General features: G+C 38.8%; 27 protein-coding genes. 10 read left to right on the top strand and 17 right to left on the bottom strand.

The annotated features are described in order from the left end of the window. Positions 1-3: 3 nt before the first annotated feature. From ABDW32_RS18830 to ABDW32_RS18815, 4 genes are read right to left on the bottom strand one after another with little or no spacing between them, the layout of a single operon-like run. The gene (locus tag ABDW32_RS18830) at positions 4-582 is read right to left on the bottom strand and encodes a DUF4252 domain-containing protein (RefSeq protein WP_343565164.1); all 579 of its coding nucleotides are present in this window, start codon (positions 580-582) and stop codon (positions 4-6) included. A gap of 5 nt (positions 583-587) precedes the next feature. Further along, positions 588-1109, bottom strand: a complete 522-nt coding sequence (locus ABDW32_RS18825; RefSeq protein WP_343565162.1) for a DUF4252 domain-containing protein — start codon at positions 1107-1109, stop codon at positions 588-590. Between the two features lie 6 nt (positions 1110-1115). Next, complete coding sequence (locus tag ABDW32_RS18820; protein WP_343565160.1) at positions 1116-1799, bottom strand: hypothetical protein; 684 nt, start codon at positions 1797-1799, stop codon at positions 1116-1118. A gap of 41 nt (positions 1800-1840) precedes the next feature. Further along, positions 1841-2356: a sigma-70 family RNA polymerase sigma factor gene (locus ABDW32_RS18815; RefSeq protein ID WP_343565158.1), complete on the bottom strand. Its 516-nt coding sequence runs from the start codon at positions 2354-2356 to the stop codon at positions 1841-1843. Between the two features lie 371 nt (positions 2357-2727). Here ABDW32_RS18815 and ABDW32_RS18810 point away from each other — a divergent pair, with 371 nt between their 5' ends. Next, positions 2728-3564: a hypothetical protein gene (locus ABDW32_RS18810; protein WP_343565156.1), complete on the top strand. Its 837-nt coding sequence runs from the start codon at positions 2728-2730 to the stop codon at positions 3562-3564. An 86-nt stretch (positions 3565-3650) separates the two neighbouring features. Here the strand turns inward: ABDW32_RS18810 and ABDW32_RS18805 are convergent, their stop codons facing one another. The 6 genes from ABDW32_RS18805 to ABDW32_RS18780 all read right to left on the bottom strand — a co-directional run bounded on the left by ABDW32_RS18805 (position 3651) and on the right by ABDW32_RS18780 (position 9904). Then, complete coding sequence (locus ABDW32_RS18805) at positions 3651-4946, bottom strand: DUF3472 domain-containing protein (protein ID WP_343565155.1); 1296 nt, start codon at positions 4944-4946, stop codon at positions 3651-3653. Between the two features lie 260 nt (positions 4947-5206). Further along, positions 5207-5938: an AAA family ATPase gene (locus ABDW32_RS18800; protein ID WP_343565153.1), complete on the bottom strand. Its 732-nt coding sequence runs from the start codon at positions 5936-5938 to the stop codon at positions 5207-5209. A 23-nt stretch (positions 5939-5961) separates the two neighbouring features. Then, positions 5962-6459: a DUF1648 domain-containing protein gene (locus ABDW32_RS18795; RefSeq protein ID WP_343565151.1), complete on the bottom strand. Its 498-nt coding sequence runs from the start codon at positions 6457-6459 to the stop codon at positions 5962-5964. A gap of 321 nt (positions 6460-6780) precedes the next feature. Further along, positions 6781-7794, bottom strand: a complete 1014-nt coding sequence (argC, locus tag ABDW32_RS18790; RefSeq protein WP_343565149.1) for an N-acetyl-gamma-glutamyl-phosphate reductase — start codon at positions 7792-7794, stop codon at positions 6781-6783. Between the two features lie 87 nt (positions 7795-7881). Further along, entirely contained in the window at positions 7882-9066 is a 1185-nt protein-coding gene (gene argG, locus ABDW32_RS18785; RefSeq protein ID WP_343565147.1) for an argininosuccinate synthase, read from the bottom strand. Between the two features lie 121 nt (positions 9067-9187). After that, the gene (locus ABDW32_RS18780; RefSeq protein WP_343565145.1) at positions 9188-9904 is read right to left on the bottom strand and encodes a GNAT family N-acetyltransferase; all 717 of its coding nucleotides are present in this window, start codon (positions 9902-9904) and stop codon (positions 9188-9190) included. Positions 9905-10478: 574 nt separating this feature from the next. Between ABDW32_RS18780 and ABDW32_RS18775 the strand changes: the two genes are divergently transcribed. Next, entirely contained in the window at positions 10479-10742 is a 264-nt protein-coding gene (locus tag ABDW32_RS18775) for a hypothetical protein (protein ID WP_077438077.1), read from the top strand. 96 nt (positions 10743-10838) lie between these two features. Here the strand turns inward: ABDW32_RS18775 and ABDW32_RS18770 are convergent, their stop codons facing one another. Continuing rightward, positions 10839-12929, bottom strand: a complete 2091-nt coding sequence (locus tag ABDW32_RS18770; RefSeq protein ID WP_343565143.1) for a S9 family peptidase — start codon at positions 12927-12929, stop codon at positions 10839-10841. A 288-nt stretch (positions 12930-13217) separates the two neighbouring features. Here ABDW32_RS18770 and ABDW32_RS18765 point away from each other — a divergent pair, with 288 nt between their 5' ends. The 6 genes from ABDW32_RS18765 (at position 13218) to ABDW32_RS18740 (ending at position 19265) form a co-directional block, all read left to right on the top strand. Next, positions 13218-14843 (top strand): S8 family peptidase, encoded by a 1626-nt coding sequence (locus ABDW32_RS18765; RefSeq protein ID WP_343565141.1) that lies wholly within the window; start codon positions 13218-13220, stop codon positions 14841-14843. An 83-nt stretch (positions 14844-14926) separates the two neighbouring features. Next, positions 14927-15118, top strand: coding sequence for a hypothetical protein (locus ABDW32_RS18760; RefSeq protein WP_343565139.1), 192 nt, complete (start codon positions 14927-14929; stop codon positions 15116-15118). 217 nt (positions 15119-15335) lie between these two features. Then, positions 15336-16013 carry an endonuclease III gene (nth, locus tag ABDW32_RS18755; RefSeq protein ID WP_343565224.1) on the top strand — a complete coding sequence of 226 codons (678 nt, stop codon included), beginning with the start codon at positions 15336-15338 and terminating at the stop codon, positions 16011-16013. Positions 16014-16081: 68 nt separating this feature from the next. Beyond that, positions 16082-17107, top strand: a complete 1026-nt coding sequence (recA, locus tag ABDW32_RS18750) for a recombinase RecA (RefSeq protein ID WP_343565137.1) — start codon at positions 16082-16084, stop codon at positions 17105-17107. Between the two features lie 202 nt (positions 17108-17309). Next, a complete protein-coding gene (locus ABDW32_RS18745; protein WP_343565135.1) occupies positions 17310-18077 on the top strand; it encodes an endonuclease/exonuclease/phosphatase family protein in 768 nt (255 codons plus the stop codon). Positions 18078-18083: 6 nt separating this feature from the next. Next, the gene (locus ABDW32_RS18740) at positions 18084-19265 is read left to right on the top strand and encodes a metallophosphoesterase (protein ID WP_343565133.1); all 1182 of its coding nucleotides are present in this window, start codon (positions 18084-18086) and stop codon (positions 19263-19265) included. A 111-nt stretch (positions 19266-19376) separates the two neighbouring features. On the opposite strand, the gene pruA is transcribed toward ABDW32_RS18740, so the two are convergent. From pruA to ABDW32_RS18710, 6 genes are all read right to left on the bottom strand, one after another. Continuing rightward, the gene (pruA, locus tag ABDW32_RS18735) at positions 19377-21014 is read right to left on the bottom strand and encodes an L-glutamate gamma-semialdehyde dehydrogenase (protein WP_343565131.1); all 1638 of its coding nucleotides are present in this window, start codon (positions 21012-21014) and stop codon (positions 19377-19379) included. 90 nt (positions 21015-21104) lie between these two features. Then, complete coding sequence (gene msrA / locus ABDW32_RS18730) at positions 21105-21758, bottom strand: peptide-methionine (S)-S-oxide reductase MsrA (protein ID WP_343565127.1); 654 nt, start codon at positions 21756-21758, stop codon at positions 21105-21107. A 188-nt stretch (positions 21759-21946) separates the two neighbouring features. After that, the gene (locus tag ABDW32_RS18725; protein ID WP_077438085.1) at positions 21947-22555 is read right to left on the bottom strand and encodes a superoxide dismutase; all 609 of its coding nucleotides are present in this window, start codon (positions 22553-22555) and stop codon (positions 21947-21949) included. Between the two features lie 101 nt (positions 22556-22656). Continuing rightward, entirely contained in the window at positions 22657-23124 is a 468-nt protein-coding gene (locus ABDW32_RS18720) for a nucleoside deaminase (RefSeq protein WP_343565123.1), read from the bottom strand. A 9-nt stretch (positions 23125-23133) separates the two neighbouring features. Beyond that, positions 23134-23475 carry a tRNA-binding protein gene (locus tag ABDW32_RS18715; protein WP_343565121.1) on the bottom strand — a complete coding sequence of 114 codons (342 nt, stop codon included), beginning with the start codon at positions 23473-23475 and terminating at the stop codon, positions 23134-23136. Continuing rightward, complete coding sequence (locus tag ABDW32_RS18710; protein WP_077438088.1) at positions 23472-23681, bottom strand: hypothetical protein; 210 nt, start codon at positions 23679-23681, stop codon at positions 23472-23474. The genes ABDW32_RS18715 and ABDW32_RS18710 overlap by 4 nt, the downstream gene beginning before the upstream one ends. Positions 23682-23769: 88 nt before the next feature. Here ABDW32_RS18710 and ABDW32_RS18705 point away from each other — a divergent pair, with 88 nt between their 5' ends. Both ABDW32_RS18705 and ABDW32_RS18700 read left to right on the top strand, forming a co-directional pair. Beyond that, entirely contained in the window at positions 23770-24366 is a 597-nt protein-coding gene (locus tag ABDW32_RS18705; RefSeq protein ID WP_343565116.1) for a porin family protein, read from the top strand. Positions 24367-24537: 171 nt separating this feature from the next. Continuing rightward, positions 24538-25308 (top strand): succinate dehydrogenase cytochrome b subunit, encoded by a 771-nt coding sequence (locus ABDW32_RS18700; protein ID WP_077438090.1) that lies wholly within the window; start codon positions 24538-24540, stop codon positions 25306-25308. Positions 25309-25315 lie beyond the last annotated feature (7 nt).

The raw sequence follows: 25315 nt of genomic DNA, 5'->3' as shown, positions 1-25315 counted from the left end.
GAGCTAAAGTTCCTGTTGAACTACAGTATTGGTGTCCGCCAATTTAGTGACAAGCTTTTTATCCTTCGATTTTATCTTATTCAGGCCCTGTATGAGTTCATCCAACGAAAACTTACCTTTTATATCCATAAATACGCTTTCATCTCCTTCGTCGTGGACCAATAATGAAACCCGGCTGATTACATTATCTTTGTCTATACGTGCATTAATCGAAATCTCCTCCCCTTCGCTATTGATCACTAGCAGTTCCTCAAATTTGTTCTTTTTTAGAAACTTATGGTAGTCCTCCAGAATCAACGCATTCTTTTCCTGATCATTATTTGATAATGTCATCATCCTGAATTTTCTCAACTTTTTGACGATATCCGCCATTATTTTTGCATCTTCATCGTTCTCACCCTGCAAGGCCTTTTTGATAAATGGTTTTGTCAGCCACATTGGCAAATTGATGGCAACGATCTCTGCATGATTCGAAACATTGGATCCTCTGACGAAATCCATGTTGGAGCCTTTTTTGATCATGCAGGATTGCAATGAAAATAGCACTCCAATTAGGCATAACAATGTTAGTATTCTTTTCATAACGTTTACTTTTTATTGTTATTTTGTTTGGCTTTACTCACTTTATTGCTTCCCTCATTGACCAAATTAGTTACGTCTTTCAAAGGTATTGCCCCATCAAGAATCATAAATAAATTTTGTCCATCCCCGTTTATTGTCAGCAACAAATTATTTAGGATATCCGCATTCGCAGACATATTTTCAACCATGAACCGGATGTCTTGACCTTCATTGTTGAGCGACATAAGTTCTTCGTATTTTAAGTTTGAAACTGCGCCACGTATAATACCAGTCAGGTCCTTATCTTCACCATCTTCTACAATTAACATACGTAAAGATTTAACATTTTTGAGTAGCGGTGTAATCGTCTGCATATCTTCATCATCAATTTTTAAGTTCCCCAGTAATTTAAACATAGGGGCTCCAATTTTCAGCGTCGTTACTCCTTTCTTCCCTTGATATTGCTCGAAAAGTTTATCTAACTTGGAAATCTGCGCATTTGCCATACTTGCTACAAGTAATAGGCAAGCTATTAATAGTCCTTTCATATTATTTTAGTTAATCGATATTGACATTTGTTTTATATTCATTGCTTTATCTACTCCATTTTCCAGATTATTTGCCAATAATCCCAAAGAACGGAGCGTCAGTTCTACAGCTTCCTCTTCGTTGGCAACAGGTTCACCGTTTAATACAACATAATCCGCTTGATAGCCATCTTCTATTTGCTGTAAAGATTGGACAACCTTCTTCTTTTTTGCCATCCTTTTCTTTGATTGTGCACGCTGATTGGAATGCGATGTATTCGCCGTAAGCATTGTACTTCGTTTCCGCTCGCTGCTTGTTACCGTCTCCACATCCGAATTTACTGTTGCGTCATTGTTTTCCATTACTTCCTTCGTCAACGGTCTTTGAAGTTCTTTCATCTCTTTATTAACAAGTACTGATGGCTGTACTTCCGACTCTTGATTCAGATAAAAGGTCAATCCCATAACCGCCAGGAGAATTGCTGCAGCAGCATATTTTATCCAGATATTATCGAGCCATCTGATGATTTTCTGATCTGCTTTGACCTGATTTTCAAAATCCTCAAACGACCAGTCCATTTTGACATTCTTCTCCTGTTCCAATAGCTGAAAGAACAGTTCATCCGATTTTTTCAGTTCCCTTTCTTCCTCCGATGACGACTTGCCATCAAAGTATTTATCTTTCAATTCCGCTAATCTTCTGTTTTTCATCGTTACAAATTTGAGTTTCACTGTTAATCAAGCTATTGGATCTATTTATTATTTGAATAAATCCGGAAGCTTTCATAATCAAATAGTTTTGTCAACTGCTCCTTTACTTTCTGCCTAGCCCGCATCAGATTCACTCTAACAGCAGACTCCCCCATTTCCAATACTTCACTGATCTCCTCTATATCATAATCCTCCACATCGCGCAGGTGCATGACAAGACGCTGTTTCTCAGGCAGCGAGTTGATCATCTCCAAAATGATTTCTTTCGTATTTCCAACAGCATTTTCTGTTGTTGAAATAAGCTGCTGTTGTTCGGCAAAATCTGTACGGACCTTATCTCTTTTTATCCGGTTTAGCGCTTCGTTTTTAACACTCTGCATGCAAAAGGCCTCAAGATTCTTATATTGATACAATTTATCTTTCGCCTGCCATAGACGCATCATCACATTTTGAACCGCATCAAAGGCCTCATCATCATCAACCAAGATCCGTTTCGCAAAGCGAAATAGCTTATCCTTATGGACGAAAACGGTATTTTTAAATTGCTCTTGGTTCATGTTAATCTTTAGTATTGAAATGTTAGATTTGAGATGATTGTACAAACCTACTTATCTAATTTTTTGTGTTCATTTTAAATACGCACTATATCATTTCGTTCCATTTTTGCATGCTATATAGAGAAGACATTTCAGGCTTTCTATTTATTACATCTAAATTTGAATATTTTTTTAAAATATTCATTCGTTTAAATAATAGGTTCTGATTGTTCTGGGTTCTTCGCTGCTTTCAAGAAGAATTAAACAGGTTTACCCTAACTAATATACTATATTCCCGCAATCAAAACCTTGTTTTCCCATTGCTACAAACAAAAGATCCTGCACACTTGTTATTTAAAATGCTGAGTGTTAAAAATTTAAACAAAAAGATCATGAAGTACTACAGAATTACAGGCATTACCGCCGCATTAACATTATTAATCGGGGCTATTGGATGTAATAATTCAACTAAAAAGGGCACTGACCATACAGATTCAATGGCTGATGCTGATACGAGTATTGCACAGAAAATGGATTCCATTTCGGTTAGTCCAATTGCAGATTCGAAACAATTTCCAGGAGCGAGCCTAGGAATCGCTTCGATAAGCGCAGAAAAAGTTGGTACAGATTCTGCAAAAGTTACGGTGAAATATAATGTCAGCAACTTTAAGCTTACTGAAATGACAGCGGATGAGCATGCAGCTCACATGGCCAACTCCCATGATGGACAGCATATCCACTTTATTTTGGACAACAAACCATATACTGCATTATATAAACCGGAGCATAGTGTTACTTTGGCTTTAAATTCAGAACATTATCTCCTATCGTTTTTGTCCAGGTCTTATCACGAATCCATTAAAACCACGGAGGCCTCAAAATTGATTAAATTCAAGATAGATGCAACGGGAAAATTGACACAGGAACCAACACCTAAAGAAGCATCCCTATTTTATTCTCGTCCAAAAGGAGAATACAAAGGGGATGAAACCAAAAATGTCCTGCTCGATTTCTATCTGGTCAACACCAGTATTGCCCCAGACGGAAATAAGGTTACAGCAGATATCAACGGACAGACATTTACATTGGATAAATGGGCCCCCTATGAAATTAAAGGCTTGCCGATGGGAAATAACAAGGTTAAATTAACCTTAGTAGATAAAGAAGGTAACGCCATTACGGGCGATAATGTTTCGGTAGAACGAGATATTAAACTCTCCGAGAAATAGTCATTTCTAAAACAAGAGAGTCGCATTCGAATGCGACTCTCTTGTTTTTACCAACCGCTACGGCTAACTAATTCGTTTTTTATCTTTTATGGTAATTTCTCAAAATCAATTTTCGGAGCCGTATTTTTATTGACAAACTCAAATTTGCTGCCCGGTTTAACAATTTCATTAAAGAAACCGCCATTTCTTAAAAAGTAGCCATTTTTTGTTGTTCCCCCCATAGCATCCATACGTTGATGAGCGCGGTAGGTATTATCGACACTAAATGAAGCCGATTGAACAGCGCGCCATTGACCGTCATAAACCCATTGATTTTTAAATTCCACCTGTCTACCTAAATACCCTTGATTGGGACTAAAGTTCTCTAAAAAACTATGAAATCTCTTTAAATACGTATTTGTTTGCGGACGTTTGAAACTAGCAATTACATTCCATGCATTTTCCTCCGGCACAAAAAACCAGGCAGTATAGTCGGTATTTCCTTTTCCATCCGGAACGCCTTTCAACAAGAATTTATAGGTTTCACCCGCTTTCCAGAAATATTTACGGTAACTCTGTCCACCGGATCCCTCATTGCCAAATTCTCCTGTATGCACGTCTTTTCCTTTCTTCAATAAATGGATCTTTTGTTCATCTGGAATACTTTTCGGGTCATCTGTATGAAAAGGGCTCCAAACCGAAAATAATATACGTCGTTCGGTTTCCGAATTCACCTGTATACCAAAATATCCCTCTCCAAAGCCATTCGCCATAAAATACGAACCGACTTTATCCTCACCTTTTGGGACAGTTACCTCATTGTAATAATAGCTGACATTTCCCTCACTCGGTATTGTATAATTTAAGTGACAGGAAGGACCACGACGTGACCAATAGTAATAATCAGGATCATTTGAGTAGGTAAGGCCTTCAGCTGCAGCTTCTCCACTAACGATTAACTCCGTTACATCGGCAAACCTCTCGCCCGACTTACTTAATCCTTTCAAATTCACCTGTACGTAGCCCGGTGTTTTGACATCAACAGACAAAGCCGCTGTTTCGGAAAACTCAGTCCCTTTGATGTCCAAAGAGCTCTTTTTGCCCAAAGCAGAAATCTCTATCTTGGAGGAATTCCCGGCATCCATTTTCGCTTTGAGTTTCAATTCGAGGTTTCCGGTTTTCTCCGTTCTGAAATATACCGATGCAATGCTTTGATCACTAGACCATTTCACCAAGCCATTGCGTCCTGAAATTTCCGCACCACCATCTTGTCCAGTAGTAATAAAAGCATTGCCCGCAAGCGGTACGGCATAGGATTTTATAGCAGTTTGCGCGTTAACACCTAATGAAAGGCAAGATAAAGCACCTATGAAGAGGTGCTTGATAAAGAATTCTCTTTTCATCTGTTTAAATTTTTTTCATCTTTTGTCTGTTACCGTGGCTACTTATGTTACCTAAGCGACCAGGGTTTTATAGGAATTGAAGGATATCAATCCTACTCATTTTCGAACATAAACCGGCTTATGGCATTACCTTCAAAGCGTGAATTTATATTGGTTCTTGAAAACTGTATTATTTTGATGAAGATAAGGCTTAGATTGACAGAAAAAGAAAGGAAATGTATATCAATCGATTGTGTAAAAAAATAGTAATAAATCAATGCCTATTCATATAGACCGAGTTCGGCAACCATCTTCTGATAGTTATTCAGGAAATACTTATAAAGTTTAAACTGTTCCGTTTCTTCATAGTCCACCTGTTGCAAGCGCAGTTCCGACACGGTGTAAATCTCCGCATCCGGATAGGCCAACAAAATTGGTGAGTGGGTGGCGATAATAAATTGGGATTTATTATTGACCAGTTGATTCATCCTTGTTAAGAGCCGTAATTGACTATTGATGGAAAGTGCTGATTCGGGCTCATCAAGCAGATACAGCCCACGCCCCGAAAAGCGTCTATGCATTAAATTAAGAAAACTCTCCCCATGAGAGCATTCATGTAATGAGCCGCCATAACTTTTCTGTAGAGCTCCCTGATCTCCTTCAAATATATCATCAACCTCAGTCGCCACGTTATAAAAGCTCTCAGCCCTTAGGAAAAATCCATCGTTTTCACGGAAGGCTGTTCTTATGACCTGCAGATCTTTAAAAAGTTCGGAATGGGAATCTTTCGTGTGAAAATTAAAGTTTTTAGTTCCTCCTTCGGGATTAAAGCCAGCATTAATTGCAATGGCTTCAACCAATGTAGATTTCCCGGAACCATTCTCTCCAATGATAAAGGTTACAGGGGATCTAAACCGCAATTCACTCAGGTTCAATATTGAAGCAATATTAAACGGATAGGCGATTCGATCTCCGATTGGTTTTGTGTTTTTTATGGAATGAATATAGTACATAGAATGTGATACTAATATAGGTACTAAGCTTTCCGGAATCCTTGTGCAACATAATAGATTACCGGAATAAAAATAAATCCCAGTGTCAGCGGAAAAAACCATTCGCCCAGCCCAGCTGAAGTTCCTGCCGAATTTGGAATAGTCTTGAAAGTGATTACAGCCAAAATAACCACAATAATAAATTTCAGATACCGGATCAAGCGGCATGCATTTGTATATTGCCGAAAAGCATTCTCTGCTGTTATCTTAACCGAATAATTGAAAATATGTGGAAATCGATTTAGGATGGTCATCCCAATAAATAGTATTGTAGCTAAAAGCGGTAAAGCTAAAATAGTCTCTTTGCCACCGAAATTATCTGCTTTGCCCGCGGCATCATAATGTACGGGAATAGTCTCGGGTAACTTATTATAATTGATCGCAATCAGATACCATAGTGCGAATAAGGACAGGTAGCCGACTAATTCCAATATTTTGTCTCCCAAGGTAAGCTCAGGTTGTATCTGGGGTCTTTCTTCCATTCTAAAATTGGTTAACGCTGCTTAGAAATAGTGAAATAAGACTATTTCGCCTCCATTATTGATACGAAGTTAAGAAACATGCAGGAACAATACAATCTGGTAAACTAAGTATTAAATTAGTCAAACAAACGTTGATACAGCCATTACCTTGAAACATAGAGAGTACCCCATCACTTCACCAACCATTAGTGAACATAAAAAAAGTGAAGAGCGTGTCCTCTTCACTTTTCCACACAGTGTTAATAACTATGTTTTATCAGATTTTCACCTGCTCGATTATTCACATTCTGTTCATACAGCTGTTGAATCAATCACAAACAATTAGAAACCAACACTTTTAAGATTCAATCCAGTACGCTCATCCAATCCGAACATTAAGTTCATATTTTGCACAGCTTGTCCGGATGCTCCTTTCAACAAATTATCAGTAGCATTTAAGATCAGCAACTTGTTCCCGTGCTTTTCCAAATGGATAATACTTTTATTGGTATTTACGACTTGTTTGAGGTCAATATTACTTCGGCTAACATGCGTAAATGGATGTGTTGCATAATACGCTTCATACAATTCGTAGGCTAGTGGCTCCGTCAGATCTGAGTCGACATAAATTGCCGAAAAAATTCCCCTAGTAAAATCACCACGTTGGGGAACAAAATTTATCCTTTCAGCGGCACGCGCTAATAACGAATCACCAGAAGCTGGCAAAAATCCATTTTGCAATTGATCCAGGGACTCGGAAATTTCCTGTAGGTGTTGATGCTCGAAAGACTTATATGCTGAAAGATTATTATTACGCCAAGAAAAGTGCGTGGTTGCTCCGGGTTTCTGTCCGGCCCCTGTAGATCCAGTTGTCGCATTGACATGGATCTGATCGGGTAATAGTCCCTTACTCGCCAATGGCAATAGTGCCAATTGGATATTAGTAGCAAAACAACCTGGATTGGCAATATATTGCGCCGATTGAATCGCTTCCTTATTTAATTCAGGAAGCCCATATACAAACTGCTGTCCCTGATACATTGTATTTGCCCTAAGACGATAATCCTGCGAAAGGTCAATAATCTTAACCGCTGGCGCGACCGGATTGGCCTCTAAAAACTTACGGGCATCACCATGTCCTACACAGAGAAATAAAACATCAATATCACTATGAAAATGAGAAGAGAAAGTCAGTTCTGTGTCACCGAACAGGTCATTGTGAACTTCATATAATTTGTTTCCCGCATTAGACGCACTATTAGCAAATACAATCTCTACTTCAGGATGATAAATCAATACCCGCAATAATTCTCCGCCCGTATATCCTGCTGAGCCAACGATTCCTACTTTTATCATATTTTTATTTCGTATTGAGTAGCTAGTATGAGTATGAAGACTTTACTTCTGCAAGCCTCTGGCTTACAGAAGTATCGTAATTTTTTTTTATTTTTGATTTACTTTATGCCAGATAATGGTTTGGTTTCCAAAAATTTTGGAGAATCCTTTTACATCGTCGCCTGTGTAACCTTTATTCATCTCACCATAGCTACCAAACTTATTGGACATTAAATCGTGTTCGGATTCAATACCAATCACTACAAAACGGTAAGGGTGTAGTTCAACGATTACGCGACCTGTTACAGTTTCTTGCGAAGACTGCAAGAATGCTTCAATATCGCGCATGACAGGATCATGCATCTGCCCTTCGTGCATATAATTTCCGTAGAAAGCAGCAATTTGGTCTTTCCAGGATAATTGCCATTTTGTCAAGGTATGTTTTTCTAAGGTGTGGTGCGCCTTAATTAAAATTACCGAAGCGGCAGCCTCAAATCCGACACGGCCTTTGATACCGATAATCGTATCACCTACGTGAATATCACGGCCGATGCCATAGGGTTGTGCGATAGCTTGCAACTCCTGAATAACTTTCACTGAGGACATTTTCTCACCATTTAAAGCAACTGGCTCGCCTTTTTCAAAATCTACCGTGATCTGTTGAGGTTCGAAAGAGGTCACTGGCGTTGGCCATGCTGATTCTGGCAAATATTGGTTGGATGTCAATGTCTCAGCTCCACCTACGGAAGTTCCCCAAAGACCTTTATTAATTGAATATTTTGCCTTTTCAGCTGAATATTCAACACCATGTTTATTTAAGTATTCAATTTCTGCTTCGCGGGACAACTGTAGATCACGGATTGGTGTGATAATTTCGACACCTGGAATCAAGGTTTGGAAAATCATATCAAAACGCACCTGATCATTTCCTGCTCCTGTAGAGCCATGCGCAACACATTCAGCGCCGATTTTCTTTGCATAATTTGCAATGGCGGTAGCCTGACATACGCGTTCAGCAGATACTGACAATGGGTAGGTCGCATTTTTCAGCACATTTCCGAAGATCAAATATTTAATAGTTTCGCGGTAATAGTCTGCTGTTTCGTCAATCGTGGTATGTGATTTTACACCTAATGCATAGGCACGTGCTTCGATATTCTTCAATTCTTCATCCGAAAAACCACCTGTATTTACGACAACGGAATGAACCTCTAACCCTAAATCTTGCGTAAGATAAATACAACAAAACGAAGTATCTAATCCTCCGCTGAATGCTAAAACTACTTTTTTCATTGAGATAAATTTTTTTTTATTGTGTGAAACGATTGCTTGTCAAGCCGTAAGCTGACCGTTTCATCGTCTGTTCATTATTTATTTTCGATGGCTATGCAGCCAGTTGACATGCACTATAGTATTAAAATCCTTTTGCAACTTTATTATGCTTTGGGAAATTGACTGCAATAAATTTATTGGTCGATTTCCAGAACTTGGCCTGTATACGCTTTAACAGCGATTGTTTTTGTGTAATTCTTTCCAAACGTTCCTTTGCTTCATGTTTACGTTGGATCTTTTCTTTCAGTTCACGTTCTTTTTCCTCTGGATCCCAAAGCATGGCTGTACACATGCAATTCTTGCGATCTTTGCTCATTAAAATTTCATAATTCACACAGCTCTGACAGCCTTTCCAGAATTCGTCATCGTTGGTCAGTTCTGAATAAGGCACTGGTTCGTATCCCAATTCTGAATTGATTTTCATGACAGCGAAACCTGTGGTCAAGCCAAATATCTTTGCTTTGGGGTATTTTTCCCGGGACAAATCAAACACTCTTTTTTTAATGGCTTTTGCCAAACCTACTTTCCGAAATTCGGGATTGACAATAAGTCCAGAATTTGCAACATAGTCACCATGGCCCCAAGTTTCAATATAACAAAACCCTGCCCATCGGCCGTCCCTATGCAAAGCAATCACTGCTTTACCTTCATTCATTTTGTTGGCAACATACTCTGGTTTACGACGCGCAATACCAGTACCACGAGCCTTTGCAGACTCGAACATTTCGTTGCAAATAACCTCTGCATAGTGTGCATGCTCAGGTTTAGCCGGAATAATTAAAAAATCTGATATAGTCATTGACTTACGACCCTAATAATAAAACAACAACTACTGTCGTGTTTTGTTACTGAATAAATTAAAATAATGGATTCAAAACCATCGGACAATCATGGTCTCGTTTGGAAAGATTCACTACCTCAAATCAAGCCCGAGGTAGTATGGGTCGTCGGAAGCGTAAAACAGGTATTTCTACGAAAATGAAAGCACAGAATACTTTTCTCATAAACTTTTCGAAAGTTTGAGTATAAGAATAGTCGTTCTTTTTGCTCTGTTTCATTTTATTTCTCTGTCAATTGTTTCTGACGTTGCAAATGTATAAAAATATTTTTTTCTTTTCCACAATATTATCATGGATTTTTTGCAAAAATCAAAAAATTACAATTCAGCTTCAAAATAGGCCTGCGTCCTTCATTTTCAAGCAATTAATCAACAGCAACGGGGGCATGCCCCTACACTGGATCCGATATTAATTTGACAATAAAACTGATAAAGGTTTAAGGCTTTATCAATGGGAAAAGGGAGTTTTTTCGACAGGTTCGTTATTTTTAGACAAAAACGATACTTTTGTATACATCATTTAGAGGAAAATAGCATGTCACCAAGTTTAATTTTCTATATTATTTTTGCTGTACCCTATATCATCTTTATGTATTGGCTTGTCAAACAGGACAAACATAAGTATGCTTGGGGGCTAGCAATCATTACTGTGGTTGCTATACTTGCAATCTATGTGTCCCAGAAGGCAAGCAAAGTTGCGATGGACAATTATCAGCAACACCAAATCGATTCCAGAGAAATCGAGCGTGAAGAAAGGTTACAGAAACAGCAGGACAGTATTAATCACGCTCAACAATAAAAAGTTAGCAGATAAAAATGCTCCAAAAAGTATCTAACTCTTTGGGGCATTTTTATGGGTAGAAAACAAAAATACGATTTTGATTTTAAGTCATATTTAGTGATCGATCCCCTCAAGCTTAAATAGAAAAGCATATTCCATCGCAATTTCTTTCAAGTAATCAAATCTGCCCGAGGCACCCCCATGTCCATAATCCATATCTGTCTTCATGAGCAAAATGGAGTCGCCGGTTTTGACTGTGCGTAATTTCGCGACCCATTTGGCAGGCTCAAAATACTGCACCTGACTATCGTGCAATCCAGTTGTGACCAGTAAATTCGGATATTCTTTCGGCTCGATATTTTCATAGGGCGAATAACTTTTCATGTAATAATAAGCTTCCGATTCATTGGGATTTCCCCATTCATCATATTCATTGGTCGTCAGCGGGATTGTCTCATCCAGCATGGTATTTACAACATCCACAAAGGGTACCTGAGCTATGATGCCATGGTATTGTTCAGGAGCAATATTAGCAACGACGCCCATCAGGAGTCCGCCTGCGCTCCCCCCTTGTGCATAAAGATGGTCTGACGATGTATAGCGCTGTTCAATAAGATGCTTACCACAATCCACAAAATCATAAAATGTATTCATTTTACGCATCATTTTCCCATCTTCATACCACTGACGTCCCATTTCTTCGCCTCCACGAATATGGGCCAATGCATATATAAAACCACGGTCCAATAAACTCAATCGATTACTGGAAAAACTGGGATCCATCGATGCACCGTAGGAGCCGTAAGCGTATTGCAATAAAGGAGCGGTACCATCTAATTGGGTTCCATCTTTATAAACAAGGGAAATAGGTACCCTTACACCGTCCCTCGCTATGGCGTAGATGCGTTCGGTCTTATAGGCAGCTTGGTCATAGCCACCTAATACTTCCTGTTGCTTCAACAATGTTTTCGTCCTATTCTCCATATTATATTCGTAGACCGAACTTGGCGTCACCAATGAGGTATATCCATACCGCAATTTTGTGGTATTGTATTCAACATTTATTCCTGGATATACCGTATAGGCGACCTCACCAAAATCCAAATAATGCTGGTCTCGATTATTCAAATCATAAATTGCGAGCTGAGTCAATCCATCTTTTCTTTCCGCTATTGCCAAAAATGACCTGAATTCCTCAATATCGCTCACCAGTACATCCGGTCGATGCGCGATAAATGTGGTCCAATGTTGTCGCTCGGTTCTGTCCAATGGACATTGCATAATCTGAAAATTAATCGCCTCATCGTTGGTCAATATCAAAAAACGATCTTCCAGAGGAATTACTGTATAAAGCACCTCATTTCTACGCGGTTGAAAGACTTTAAAATCAGTATTGGGGAGATCGGCATCCAACAACCAAACCTCAGAAGACAAGGTTCCTTCTGAACTGATGATAATGTGTTTACCATTTTTTGATTTACCAACCGCGATATAATTTGTATTGTCTTTTTCTTCATATACGCATACATCGGTTGAAACGTCTGTACCAAGTGTATGTCGCATAATTTTTTCACTCAATAATGTTATCGGGTTTTTAGCGGTGTAAAATAAAGTCTGATTATCATTTCCCCAAATTGCAGTACCTTCTGTGTTAGTGATCCGATCGGGGTAGATTTCACCGGTCTCCAGGTTCTTGATATATATTGTGTATTCCCTTCGGGAGACTGTATCCACACTAAAAGCCAATAAGCGATTGTCTGGACTAATCGAAAAACCCTGTGCGGCGTAGTAAGCATAGCCCTGCGCGAGATGATCTATATCCAATAATACTTCTTCCTCAGCATCCAAAGCACCTTTCTTGCGGCAAAACTTGAAATATTGCTTCCCCTCCTCTGTTCTACTGTAATAATAGTAACCATTTTTAAAATAGGGTACCGATTCATCTTTTTCCTTAATGCGGGATTTCATTTCCCGGAATAGGTCTTCCTGAAAAGCTTCGGTATCCTGTAACATCGCAGCAGTGTAGGTATTTTCCGCTGTCAAATAGTTGATAACTTCTGAGGACCGTGGCCCCTTTTTGAAATAGTCAATCATCCAGTAATAATCGTCAATGACAGTATCACCATGAATCTGTCTTTTATGTGGATACACTGCAGCTACTGGGGCCAAACCTTCGGGCCACTGTATAGTTTTTTTTTCTTGCATATATAATTATGAACGCGCTAAATATCTTTTTTAAATAAAACAAATACGACTTGTACTTTGCTATTCACCAATCCCCCTGGAACGTTGAATTTAATGCATTTCGAGAGAAATAGCAAAACTATAAAAATGGGAACAGATCGCCTGTAAATATCATGATCATTTGGTATATATTATAAGCTCATCCTGCTAAAAGCTTCATTATCTATATAAAAGGTCACTTTTAATAAAAATTAACAATTCAACAGGGTCAATAATACTATATTTGCTACTGTGCTAGGAGAAAATTTTATGAATTTAAAGAAATCACTATATCTTATCGCCTTAGGTGTTTTACCAATGACCTCGTTTGCCCAGGCTGAGGCTGTTCCACAGAACTGGTATAATTTAGATTACAACACGGATGGCGTAATGGGCATCAGTACAGAAAAAGCGTACAAAACATTATTAAAAGGGAAAAAATCAACGCCTGTTATCGTTGGTGTATTGGATGGTGGTGTGGATGTTTTCCACGAGGATCTCAAGGATGTTGTCTGGATCAATACAAAAGACAGTGTTTCCAATGGGAAAGATGCTGATGGTAATGGCTATATCAATGACAAATATGGCTGGAACTTTATTGGTAGCGCCGATGGGAAAAATGTTCAATTTGACAATCTGGAACTTACTAGGCAGCTGAGGATTTTAGATAAAAAATTTGCCGGCGTTACCCCAACGACTGAACTGAATGAAGCCGACAGAAAAGCTTTTTTGTCCTATCAAAAAATGGTGGCAAAATACAAGAACAAATTAGAAGAAGCCAAAATGGGTCAATTTTCCTATGATGCGCTTAAACGAAATCTAGACGCTGTCGTTCGTGAAATAGGTAAAAAACCAGAAGAAATCACATTGGCTGATCTGGAAAGCTTCAATCCTAAATCGAACAATCAACGTATCGCACTCGGTTATGCAAAAGACGAAATTCAAGCGAATGGTTTTGTCAAATTTTTTGAAGATATCACAGAAGGAGCGAAGTATTTCAACAATCAGGTTGACTACCATCTAAATAAAGAGTACGACTCCCGTCCTATTATCGGAGACAATTACGAGGATGCCTCCGAACGTCATTATGGCAATGCAGATGTAAAGGGACCGGATGCCCTCCACGGAAGCCATGTTGCAGGTATCATCGGTGCTAAACGCAACAATAACATTGGTATCAATGGAGTTGCGGATAATGTCAGGATACTCACAGTACGCTTGGTTCCAGATGGCGATGAGCGGGACAAAGATGTGGCAAATGCAATTCGTTATGCGGTAGATAATGGAGCAAAGGTCCTCAATATGAGTTTCGGAAAGAGCTATTCACACAACAAGCAAACAGTGGATGACGCCGTTAAATATGCCGAATCGAAAGACGTCCTGATGGTACATGCAGCCGGAAATGATAGTGAAGACAATGATGTGGAACCCAATTTCCCGATGAAATACTATACCAATGCGAAGGGAGATACGACAGGAGTAGCCAATAACTGGATTACTGTGGGAGCAAGCGGTTTACATCCGGATAACGAACTCCTAGCAGATTTTTCTAACTACGGAAAAAAGACAGTAGATGTTTTTGCTCCTGGTGTGCGGATCAATTCCACCATTCCAGACTCAAAATATAAAGAAGAACAGGGTACGAGTATGGCAGCCCCTGTGGTTGCGGGATTAGCAGCTATGATACGCTCCTACTATCCCGAGCTCTCTGCTGCGGAAACCAAACAGATTATTCTGGAATCTGTTGTAAAACCAGAACAAACTGTCCAGGTAAAAATTAATGATGAGGCCACAAAAACAGTCAGATTTGCGGATATTTCCGTCACTGGAGGAATTGTCAATGCGTATAATGCAATCTTAAAGGCCGAAGAATTTAGTAGTAAAAAGAAAAAATAAATAATATTCTCATTTTTTATATACCAAAACTATCTTTTGTCCGTTTAATTAATTAACTTACAGGGACAAAACTCGAGATGCTTATGGTAGAAAATTTTACCCAATCAGAAAACGAAGTTCAAAATTTACTAACCCAAAACGAGAAAGTAATGACTGATGAGGATATAGAAAATGAATTGAAACTTCAATTACCAAAAATGTTGCTTAATCCAAGCAAACAATGTATTGCGAATATCATGGCATATTCCAAACAGATGGAAAAAAGAAAGGCCTAATCTAAAGATTAGGCCTTATTTATTGGCATAAATTCAAGTCTTTCCTTCCTATATAATTCGCTGAATAGCGCTATAACGTTCTGAAAAACAAACACTGCACCTCTGGATAAACGAATAGTTGTTATCCTCTATTTATCAGTAAAAAATTCAATTTGATACGTATTAAGCAGCGCTCAAATTTTCTTTTTTAATGGAAATTTTGGCTAGTTTTGAAGTGATGTTAAAACAAGAACGATACAAAGCTTTTGTGGAATATTTTTCCAAAAATAGTCCCGATGCGCAGACAGAACTCAACTACAGCAATCCGTATGAATTGCTTGTCGCTGTTATTCTATCGGCCCAATGTACAGACAAGAGAATTAATCAGGTTACGCCAAAATTATTCGAACGTTATCCGGACGCTTATACTTTAGCTGCCTCCAGCGTCGATGAAGTATTTAGTTATATCCGCTCAGTAAGCTATCCAAATAACAAAGCCAAACATCTGGTGGGCATGGCACAGATGCTTATTGAAAAATTTAACAATATCGTACCGGAGCAGATTGAGGATTTGATCAAACTCCCGGGCGTCGGCCGAAAAACCGCCAATGTCATTTCATCGGTTGTATATCATAATCCTGCAATGGCCGTGGATACGCATGTGTTTCGTGTGGCTAACCGGCTTGGCCTCACCTATCGTGCAACAACCCCATTGGCGGTAGAGAAACAATTAGTCAAAAATCTTCCGAAAGAGACTATTGCCGTCGCGCACCACTGGCTGATCTTGCATGGACGATATATTTGTCTGGCCCGAAAACCACTTTGCGAAAAATGCCCAATCACCTACATGTGTAAATACTTTGAGAAAACCCATCACATAAAGAGTACTCCAAGCGCGGCAGAAATAAAAAACTAATTTTTTTAGTGAAAAATAGTTGGTTTATTGTTTTTTATTTTTATTTTTGATAAATATATACTAAAAATATGAGCAACACAGATAAATTAAAAGCGTTACAGCTGACGTTAGATAAATTAGAAAAGAACTTTGGAAAAGGTTCGATTATGAAATTAGGAGATACAGCTGTTGAGCCTATTGAGGCGATTTCTACAGGATCCTTAGGATTAGATATTGCTTTGGGTATTGGCGGTGTTCCAAAAGGACGTATCATTGAAATATATGGGCCTGAATCTTCGGGTAAAACGACATTAGCGACACACATTGTTGCTGAAGCACAGAAAAAAGGCGGTATTGCAGCAATTATTGATGCGGAGCACGCTTTTGATAAATATTACGCACAAAAGCTAGGTGTTGATGTTGAGAACTTATTAATTTCTCAACCAGATAATGGTGAACAGGGATTGGAAATTGCCGACAACTTAATCCGTTCCGGTGCCATTGATGTCATTGTAATTGACTCTGTAGCGGCATTAGTACCCAAAGGTGAGATTGAAGGAGAAATGGGCGATTCAAAAATGGGTCTTCAAGCTCGTTTAATGTCTCAAGCGTTACGTAAATTGACCGGAACAATTGCCAAAACAAACTGCTGTTGTATTTTCATCAACCAATTGCGTGAAAAAATTGGTGTGATGTTCGGTAACCCAGAAACAACAACTGGTGGTAACGCATTGAAGTTCTACGCATCTGTACGTTTGGATATCCGTCGTACATCACAGATCAAAGATTCTGATGAGGTATCTGGTAACCGCGTAAAAGTTAAAATTGTAAAAAATAAAGTAGCCCCTCCGTTCCGTATTGCGGAATTTGATATCATCTTTGGTGAAGGTATCTCAAAAGTTGGTGAAATCATTGACTTGGGTGTAGAATACGGTATCATCAAAAAAGCAGGTTCTTGGTTTAGCTATGGTGAAACCAAATTAGGACAAGGTAGAGATGCTGTAAAAGCCTTATTGTTTGACAATCCAGATCTAATGGATGAACTAGAGGCAAAAATCCGTACAGAAGTAACAGGGGAAGATCCTATGCTTCATGTAGAGGAAAATGAAGACTAATTGCTGTAAAAATTAGTATAATGTAGGTAGCCATCCTTTTGGGGATGGCTATTTTTTTATCCCTCCCCTTACCAGACTCCGGTTAAATTTAAATGATTATTTTGTTACATGTCCAAAGTTTTAAGTTTGTACGCTATGATTTTAGTATTTTTAGCGGGGCGAACATAAATCGCTGACTTCATTCTAAACTTAACTTTGAAAAATGAACCGTAAGCTAATTGCATTTCTTTTGATCCTTTTTGGATCAGTATTCCATCTCAGTGCACAAAAAATCCGCGTACTTTCCTTCAATATTCATCATGGGAATCCACCTTCAGAAAAGGAATCTGTAGTCAATCTCGATACCATCGCTCAAATTATTAAACATAGCAATGCTGACCTGGTCGGTTTGCAGGAAATTGATGTCAACCTAGGACGCTCCTACAACGAGGATCAAGCAAAAAAACTAGCTGAATTAACGGGAATGCACTACATTTTCTCAAAAGGAATAGACCTCGAACAAGGTGAATATGGAACGGCAATATTATCCAGATATCCGATAGAAAGCGTGGAAAAACATTTTCTACCCTCTCCTATCCAAAGCGAACGCAGAAGCTTATCCATTGTTGAAGTACGTATCAACAATAAGAAGATCTTATTCGCAAATACACATCTGGATCTAAAAGACAAAAACAAAATCGCACAGGCAAAGTTCATTACTTCCCGTTTCAAAAGTGAAAAACGACCTGTTATCCTGGTTGGCGATTTAAACTCCGAACCCACTGACCCTGCGATTAAAGAGCTCGGCATGTTATTCACAAAAACGAGTAGCCAAAATGGCTTAACCTTTCCACAAGACAAGCCTAATACCGAAATAGACTATATTATGGTCAATACCTCATCACATCCAAAATTCTTCAACCACCGGGTGATTGAAGAGAAATATGCAAGCGATCATCGTCCATTATATGTTGAAATCGACATTAAATAACCCATTATGAATTTTAATAGAAGAAGATTTTTAGAAGCGCTAGCACTCGCAGGAATTACATTGCCCAATATCAGCGTCGCTAAAGAAAAAGAAACAGAAAATCTGGAAGCAGATTTTAATTTTATAATACCGGCTTATTTACAGAATCAGACAGAGAACGGCATCAGCATTTTTACGATCTTGAGCAAACCAGCGCTAGCTTGGTTGGAAATCCTTGACAGTGCAGATAATGTACAGCAAACGATCCACCAATCCGAAGATGGTATGATTAATGCAAATACAGATTTTTTTCACTTTACTATCGAAGAGGCTCCCAGATCTTTTCGTTATCGCATCCGGGCAAAGGAAATTCAAAAATTCGATCCCTATAAAATCGTCTATGCGCAAGAAATCCAAACGCCCATCTTCGAAGCAAAACTAGCAAAAAACAACCAGGAACAAATTCGCTGTTTGGTCTATAATGATGTGCACGAGGAAAAAAGCAGCTACCGGGACCTTGTCCCTAACCAAGATAGCTCCATCTATGACTTCTTTGTTTTAAATGGAGATTCTTTCCATTATGTGACCAACCAAGAGGATATCACGGAGAAATTACTAAAGCCGATTGAGTTTTTCGCTACTGAGAAACCCTTTATTATGAACCGTGGGAATCACGAAACAAGAGGTTCCTTCGCGCGCAATTTCAAACGATATTTCGCCTATCCCAACAATAAATACTACCAAGCTTTCAAAAGGGGACCTATTTTTTGGATCATGCTGGATAGTGGCGAGGATAAACCTGACAGCCATGAAGTGTATGCGGGTACTGTAGACTACGACAATTATAGAAAAGAACAGGCGAAGTGGCTGGAGACCGTATTGCAATCTAAAGAACGAAAGTCTGCCCAACATACAGTGGTGATCAGCCATATCCCGATATTCCATTCAGATGAATGGCATGGTACATTGCATAACCGGGAATGCTTCCATCCCTTATTTCAGAAGTATAAAATAGATGCAATGATCTCCGGCCATACGCACCAGTACGGATATTATCCAGCAGATAAAGACCATAATTATCCCGTATTTATAGGCGGTGGCCCAAAAGCTGGAAAAAGGACCGTTATCGATATTTCGGGATCTGCCAAATCACTGGCTATCCGGATGACCCGAGACGATGGAACTGAACTGGGACAGTTTAAAAAATAACAAAGGCACTCCGTTATGTGGAGTGCCTTTTTTTGTTGAATGTATCTGCTACCGCCGATAGCGCTTGAAACCAAGCTATAGCTACCGTCCCTGCAGGATAATTCCATTATTTTATTCGCCTTTTTCTAAGAAAGGGTATCTGTAATCCGTATCTGGATTGAACGTTTCTTTGATCGTACGTGGAGACACCCAACGCAACAAGTTGATCATAGATCCAGCTTTGTCGTTTGTACCTGAACCTCTCGCTCCACCAAATGGTTGTTGTCCTACTACAGCACCAGTACATTTATCATTCACATAGAAGTTACCCGCTGCATGTCTTAATTTATCAGTAGCTAAATTAATGGCATAGCGATCCTGTGCGATAATTGAACCAGTCAATGCATAGATAGAAGTTGTATCAACGATATCCAATGTTTCCTCAAACTTAGCGTCTTCATAAACATATACGGTCAATACGGGACCAAACAATTCTTCAACCATTGTTTCGTAATCTGGCTTTGAAGCTTCAATGATCGTTGGGTGAATGAAATAGCCTTTGGACTTATCATAAGTACCGCCAACTACGATCTCTGCCTCATTGGATTCTTTCGCACGGTCAATGTATTTCGCTAATTTATCAAATGATTTCTCGTCGATAACCGCATTGATAAAGTTTGTAAAATCTTCAGTTCCACCGATTGTAAATGACTTCACATCATTAGTCATTGACTCTTTCAATGCTGGCCACAATGATTTAGGAATATACGCACGCGAGGCTGCTGAACATTTTTGACCTTGATATTCAAATGCTCCACGAACCAAAGCAGTATTCGCAGCTTTTAGATCTGCCGAAGGGTGTACAACAATAAAATCTTTACCACCTGTCTCACCGACGATACGTGGATAAGTTTTATAACGGTGGATATTATCACCGATCGTTTTCCAGATATCCTGGAATACACCTGTTGAACCCGTAAAGTGGATACCGGCAAAATCAGGATGTTGGAAAATCACATCACCAGCATCTGGTCCCGAAACATACACTAAGTTGATGACGCCATCAGGTAGCCCAGCTTCACGGAAGATTTTCATCAGCACATTTGCAGAATAGATTTGTGTATTGGATGGCTTCCATACCACAACATTTCCCATCATCGCAACACAAGATGGCAAGTTACCTGCGATCGCAGTAAAGTTGAACGGTGTCAATGCAAACACAAAGCCCTCAAGAGGACGTTGTTCAACCCGGTTCCACACACCTTTTCCCGATACCGGAGGTTGTTGCTTATAGATTTCGCTCATGTATTGTACATTGAAACGCAAGAAATCCACAATCTCACAAGCGGAGTCAATTTCAGCTTGATATGGGTTCTTTGACTGACCCAACATTGTTGCTGCATTTAACTCATAACGGTATTTCCCTGAAATCAATTCAGCTGCTTTCAAGAATATCGCTGCACGATCTTCCCATGCGAGATTTTCCCAATCCTTTTTAGCTGCCAAAGCAGCATTGATTGCATCTGTTACATGAGATTTATCGCCTTGATTGTATTGACCTAAGCTATGTTGATGGTCATGTGGAGGAGCTATATTTACTTTTTTAGAAGTAGTGATTTCTTTACCACCAATATACATTGGGATATCGATTTGTTTCGAACGTGCTTCATCAATTGCTGCTTTCAACAATTTACGTTCTTTCGTTCCGACAGCGTAAGTATACACCGGTTCATTTGAAGGAACAGGAACTGTAAAAAATCCTTTAGACATATTACAATTATTTATTATTCAACTTTTTAGAATCACACTAAATGATGCTAACAAGAGTAAAATTACCTTAAATTTTATGAATACCCAAAGTTACTCTCCTTCTTTGAGCACCTTGGAAAAGATACGTTTAAATTTTTCCAATTTCGGTTTAATGACCAATTGGCAATAAGGTTCCTCCCCATTTAGCCGATAATAATCCTGATGATAGTCCTCTGCGGGATAGAATACAGCTGCCGGCATAACCTCAGTTACAATCGGTTCGTTATAAACTTTCTCCTTATCTAGAGCCGTGATATAAAACCGTACTTTATCCAACTGCTCCTTGCTATGGACAAATATCGCTGAGCGGTACTGCGTTCCCACATCATTCCCCTGACGGTTTAATTGCGTAGGATCGTGCGCGACAAAAAAGGCCTCCAATAATTTGTCGTAGCTGATCACTTTCGGATCATAAATAATATTGGTCGCCTCTGCATGCCCGGTATTACCTGTACAGACCTGAGCATAGCTGGGATTAGCTAGCCATCCACCTGTATATCCGGAAACAACTTGCTGTACACCTTTCAACTCCTTAAACTGAGCTTCGGTACACCAAAAACAACCTGCAGCGAAGGTTGCTGTATCTAAGCTCCCTACGCTTTTTTCCGGTAGTTTAGAAAAATCCGATTTCGTAGCCTTCGGCTCTTGAGCACGGCAGGAACTCAACAAAAAAATAGCTGTAAAAATTATAAAAATATCTTTCATAGGCATAGCATTATTTTGTGGATGGATAAAGGATCTTGATCGACAGCCATTTGTGTCTCAACGTCTGTACTTCATATATCCGGCAATAAATTGCAAAAATATACCGTGTTGTCCCTGTATTCCTTAAAGCAAAGAAGCGACAATAAATTCTTATTGTCGCTTCCTTTTGTACTTACCAAAATGGTCAATTATTTTGCGGCAGCATAATTTTGTGCTACGGCATCCCAATTGATTACATTAAAGATTTCCTCCAAATAAGCGGGACGTTTATTTTGGAATTTCAAGTAATATGCATGTTCCCAAACATCAATACCTAAAATTGGTGTTCCTTTTACTTCAGCAACATCCATCAATGGATTATCTTGATTCGGTGTAGAGGTTACCGCTAATTTACCATCAGCTCCTACGATCAACCATGCCCAGCCTGATCCAAAACGTGTAGCACCTGCAGCCTGAAGTTGTTTTTTCAATTCGTCAAATGAACCAAAAGCAGCATTGATTGCTTCTGCCAATTCACCTGTCGGAGCTCCACCAGCATTTGGACCTAAAACCTTCCAAAATAAAGAGTGGTTATAGTGGCCACCGCCATTATTACGAACTGCTGCAGAATATTTGCTTACATTCTTGATGATATCCAATAAAGATAAGTTCTCTGCATCTGTTCCTGCGATAGCTTTATTTAAGTTGTCCACGTATGCCTGATGGTGTCTGTCATGGTGGATTTCCATTGTAGTCTTGTCAATATGTGGTTCTAATGCGTCGGCTGCGTACGGTAACGCTTCTAATTCAAATGCCATATCTATTTTAATTTAAATGTTTATTACTTCGTTTATATATACAAATATAACACAATATAGCCCGTTATGTTTTTATGTGTTACAATAAATTCTATATTTCGTTAACGTTTTTGACGAAAAAATGATTTTACCAATTCAGCGCATTCATTCTGCAAAACACCGTGGGTAACAACTGTCTTGGGGTGTAATATTTTATCATGAAAATGAGAATAACCCCGCTTTTCATCCTTGGCACCATAGACAATTTTACTGATATGTGTCCAATATGCTGCGCCAGCACACATGATACAGGGTTCTATGGTCACATATAACGTACAATCGTCCAGGTATTTTCCACCAAGATAATTTGCTGCTGCTGTAAAGGCTTGCATTTCAGCATGAGCCGTTACATCATTCAATCGCTGTGTGAGATTATGTCCTTTACCGATAATACGTCCTTTATGCACGATAACAGCGCCAATAGGAACCTCCCCCTCTTCAAAAGCCTTCTTTGCCTCATTTAGTGCCATGCGCATAAATGACTCGTCGCTATCGATTAATTGTGTACCTTCAAAATCTATAAATGTCATGTCACAAACTTAACTAAGTTTCGACCCATTTGGTAATTTTCTGTCCACAGAAGTCAAAATAATATCCCCGTTTTCATCTGCAAATCCCGTTACCAAACACTCGGAGAAAAAATTGGCAATCTGTTTCCTTGGAAAATTCACAACTGCGACAACCTGTTTTCCGATCAGTTCTTCCTTACTATAATGTACTGTAATCTGGGCACTACTTTGTAATACACCAATTTCACTTCCAAAATCAAGCTTTAATTGATAAGCTGGCTTTTTAGCTTTCGGAAAATCCTGCGCATCCAAAATAGTTCCTACACGTAAATCTACTTTTTCAAAATCTGTCCAACTAATGGTATCCCTCATAACCTATTGCTATTGATATCTTGAATTTCCTTACCAATTGTAAATATTATATAAGAGGGCTTGCGTCTTAAACGCGAAGAAAGTCTATTGATCAATTTATCTTCCTCACCTGCCTGAAAAGCCAGATCCTCATCACTTAGATGGTTGTACTTGCGACGGAGTTTTTCTTTGGCAACCTGCCATTGGTCTTCGTTAATTTTCAGCATAACTATGATTTAGGTATAAAATTTGTATATCTTTACCAAACTTGTAAAAGTTTGTTTAAAGATACAATATATACATAAATAAAAGATTATGAAAAAGATTTTACCAGCATTACTCTTAATTTGTGGTAGCATAGCAACTGCACAAGCACAGCTTTTACCTGGGTTTGAGGTCGGTTTAAAAGGAGCTTTAAACTTCTCTAAGTTTAAAAGTGATGGCAAATATTTCAATTCCGACAATAAAGCTGGGTATCAGGCTGGTCTCTATGGTCGTGTTGGCGTTTTAGGATTTCACGTTCAGCCTGAGGTCTATTTAACAGGAAAAAACACTAAAGTAACTAATTCGGAAGGAGAATCAACTGACGTTAAATTTACAACTGTTGATATTCCCGTGTTATTGGGCAAACGTTTTGGTTTAGGCCCGATTGGTGCGCGAATCCAAACCGGCCCAATCTTTTCATTTAAAGTAGATGATAAACAAGATAAGGTAATTGCTAACTTAGACCCAAATAACTACAAGAAAAGTGGCACATCTTGGGCATTTGGTGTGGGTGCTGATATCTCAAGCTTGCGTGTAGACCTACGTTATGAAATGGGTTTAAACAAGGTTAATAACGAAAGCCAGGCAAATCCAAAAATCAACATGTGGAGTATCGGTTTAGGCTATAGATTATTCAGTATTCTATAGTACGTTAACTCGAGTACATAGACGAGCAAAAAGTCCGTTTTTATCCAAAACGGACTTTTTATTTTAAAAAACTTTAGAACCGTTCTAAATTATTGCTTTTTCTTGTCAAAATGGTATCATATTTAATAGCAAATAGTAGATTTGCCTAATTAAAATTAAATTACAAGGATAATGAGTAAATCAAAGCCAGTTTTCAGTTCTTCGATTGGGAAGAAGCTAATCATGAGCTTAACAGGAATCTTCCTATGTTTATTCCTAGTTGTTCACTTGGTTGGTAACTTGCAATTATTTAAAGATGATGCGGGTCTAGCGTTCAACAAATACGCTTATTTCATGACTCACTTTACACCAATCAAAGTTGTTTCTTACTTATTGTACGCTTCGGTCATCGTTCACGTCATCTACGCCATTACATTGTCGATGAAAAACAAAGCCGCCCGTCCTATTGGTTATGCCAAATACGATGGTCAAGCAAACAGTAAATGGAATTCACGCAACATGGGTATCTTAGGTACTGTCATTTTAGTATTCTTAGCGACGCACATGTCAAATTTTTGGTGGAAGTTTCACAATGATCAGGTACCTTACATCGAATACCGTACTGATTTGGCAACTGGACAGACAACAGCTAGAGAACTTCAAGCTTCTGAATTCCACGACTACCAAGAAACGGTAGAAAACAATGTTCAAATCTTGAAAGCAAGAGATTTGTACAAACAAGTTGACTTTGCCTTCAAAAATGTAGCTTTAGTCGCTTTATACATTATTGCAATGGCGGCTTTGGCATTCCACTTAATTCACGGTTTCCAATCCGCGTTCCAAACTTTAGGTTTTAACCACAGAAGATATATTGGAATTATCAGAGCAATCGGAGTTTGGGTATTTGGAGTATTAATTCCAATTGGCTTTGCAATAATGCCATTGTTTTTCTTCTTTAAATAATTCAGAA

The sequence above is a fragment of the Sphingobacterium sp. genome, from assembly GCF_039596235.1.
Lineage (GTDB): Bacteria > Bacteroidota > Bacteroidia > Sphingobacteriales > Sphingobacteriaceae > Sphingobacterium.
The sequence above is the reverse complement of the archived record's forward strand: the minus strand, read 5'-3'. Positions and strand labels throughout refer to the sequence as shown.

Coding starts and splice junctions, on each gene's coding strand:
- ABDW32_RS18830 (WP_343565164.1), bottom strand. CDS start 582: ATGAAAAGAATACTAACATTGTTATGCCTAATTGGAGTGCTATTTTCA.
- ABDW32_RS18825 (WP_343565162.1), bottom strand. CDS start 1,109: ATGAAAGGACTATTAATAGCTTGCCTATTACTTGTAGCAAGTATGGCA.
- ABDW32_RS18820 (WP_343565160.1), bottom strand. CDS start 1,799: ATGAAAAACAGAAGATTAGCGGAATTGAAAGATAAATACTTTGATGGC.
- ABDW32_RS18815 (WP_343565158.1), bottom strand. CDS start 2,356: ATGAACCAAGAGCAATTTAAAAATACCGTTTTCGTCCATAAGGATAAG.
- ABDW32_RS18810 (WP_343565156.1), top strand. CDS start 2,728: ATGAAGTACTACAGAATTACAGGCATTACCGCCGCATTAACATTATTA.
- ABDW32_RS18805 (WP_343565155.1), bottom strand. CDS start 4,946: ATGAAAAGAGAATTCTTTATCAAGCACCTCTTCATAGGTGCTTTATCT.
- ABDW32_RS18800 (WP_343565153.1), bottom strand. CDS start 5,938: ATGTACTATATTCATTCCATAAAAAACACAAAACCAATCGGAGATCGA.
- ABDW32_RS18795 (WP_343565151.1), bottom strand. CDS start 6,459: ATGGAAGAAAGACCCCAGATACAACCTGAGCTTACCTTGGGAGACAAA.
- argC (WP_343565149.1), bottom strand. CDS start 7,794: ATGATAAAAGTAGGAATCGTTGGCTCAGCAGGATATACGGGCGGAGAA.
- argG (WP_343565147.1), bottom strand. CDS start 9,066: ATGAAAAAAGTAGTTTTAGCATTCAGCGGAGGATTAGATACTTCGTTT.
- ABDW32_RS18780 (WP_343565145.1), bottom strand. CDS start 9,904: ATGACTATATCAGATTTTTTAATTATTCCGGCTAAACCTGAGCATGCA.
- ABDW32_RS18775 (WP_077438077.1), top strand. CDS start 10,479: ATGTCACCAAGTTTAATTTTCTATATTATTTTTGCTGTACCCTATATC.
- ABDW32_RS18770 (WP_343565143.1), bottom strand. CDS start 12,929: ATGCAAGAAAAAAAAACTATACAGTGGCCCGAAGGTTTGGCCCCAGTA.
- ABDW32_RS18765 (WP_343565141.1), top strand. CDS start 13,218: ATGAATTTAAAGAAATCACTATATCTTATCGCCTTAGGTGTTTTACCA.
- ABDW32_RS18760 (WP_343565139.1), top strand. CDS start 14,927: ATGGTAGAAAATTTTACCCAATCAGAAAACGAAGTTCAAAATTTACTA.
- nth (WP_343565224.1), top strand. CDS start 15,336: ATGTTAAAACAAGAACGATACAAAGCTTTTGTGGAATATTTTTCCAAA.
- recA (WP_343565137.1), top strand. CDS start 16,082: ATGAGCAACACAGATAAATTAAAAGCGTTACAGCTGACGTTAGATAAA.
- ABDW32_RS18745 (WP_343565135.1), top strand. CDS start 17,310: ATGAACCGTAAGCTAATTGCATTTCTTTTGATCCTTTTTGGATCAGTA.
- ABDW32_RS18740 (WP_343565133.1), top strand. CDS start 18,084: ATGAATTTTAATAGAAGAAGATTTTTAGAAGCGCTAGCACTCGCAGGA.
- pruA (WP_343565131.1), bottom strand. CDS start 21,014: ATGTCTAAAGGATTTTTTACAGTTCCTGTTCCTTCAAATGAACCGGTG.
- msrA (WP_343565127.1), bottom strand. CDS start 21,758: ATGAAAGATATTTTTATAATTTTTACAGCTATTTTTTTGTTGAGTTCC.
- ABDW32_RS18725 (WP_077438085.1), bottom strand. CDS start 22,555: ATGGCATTTGAATTAGAAGCGTTACCGTACGCAGCCGACGCATTAGAA.
- ABDW32_RS18720 (WP_343565123.1), bottom strand. CDS start 23,124: ATGACATTTATAGATTTTGAAGGTACACAATTAATCGATAGCGACGAG.
- ABDW32_RS18715 (WP_343565121.1), bottom strand. CDS start 23,475: ATGAGGGATACCATTAGTTGGACAGATTTTGAAAAAGTAGATTTACGT.
- ABDW32_RS18710 (WP_077438088.1), bottom strand. CDS start 23,681: ATGCTGAAAATTAACGAAGACCAATGGCAGGTTGCCAAAGAAAAACTC.
- ABDW32_RS18705 (WP_343565116.1), top strand. CDS start 23,770: ATGAAAAAGATTTTACCAGCATTACTCTTAATTTGTGGTAGCATAGCA.
- ABDW32_RS18700 (WP_077438090.1), top strand. CDS start 24,538: ATGAGTAAATCAAAGCCAGTTTTCAGTTCTTCGATTGGGAAGAAGCTA.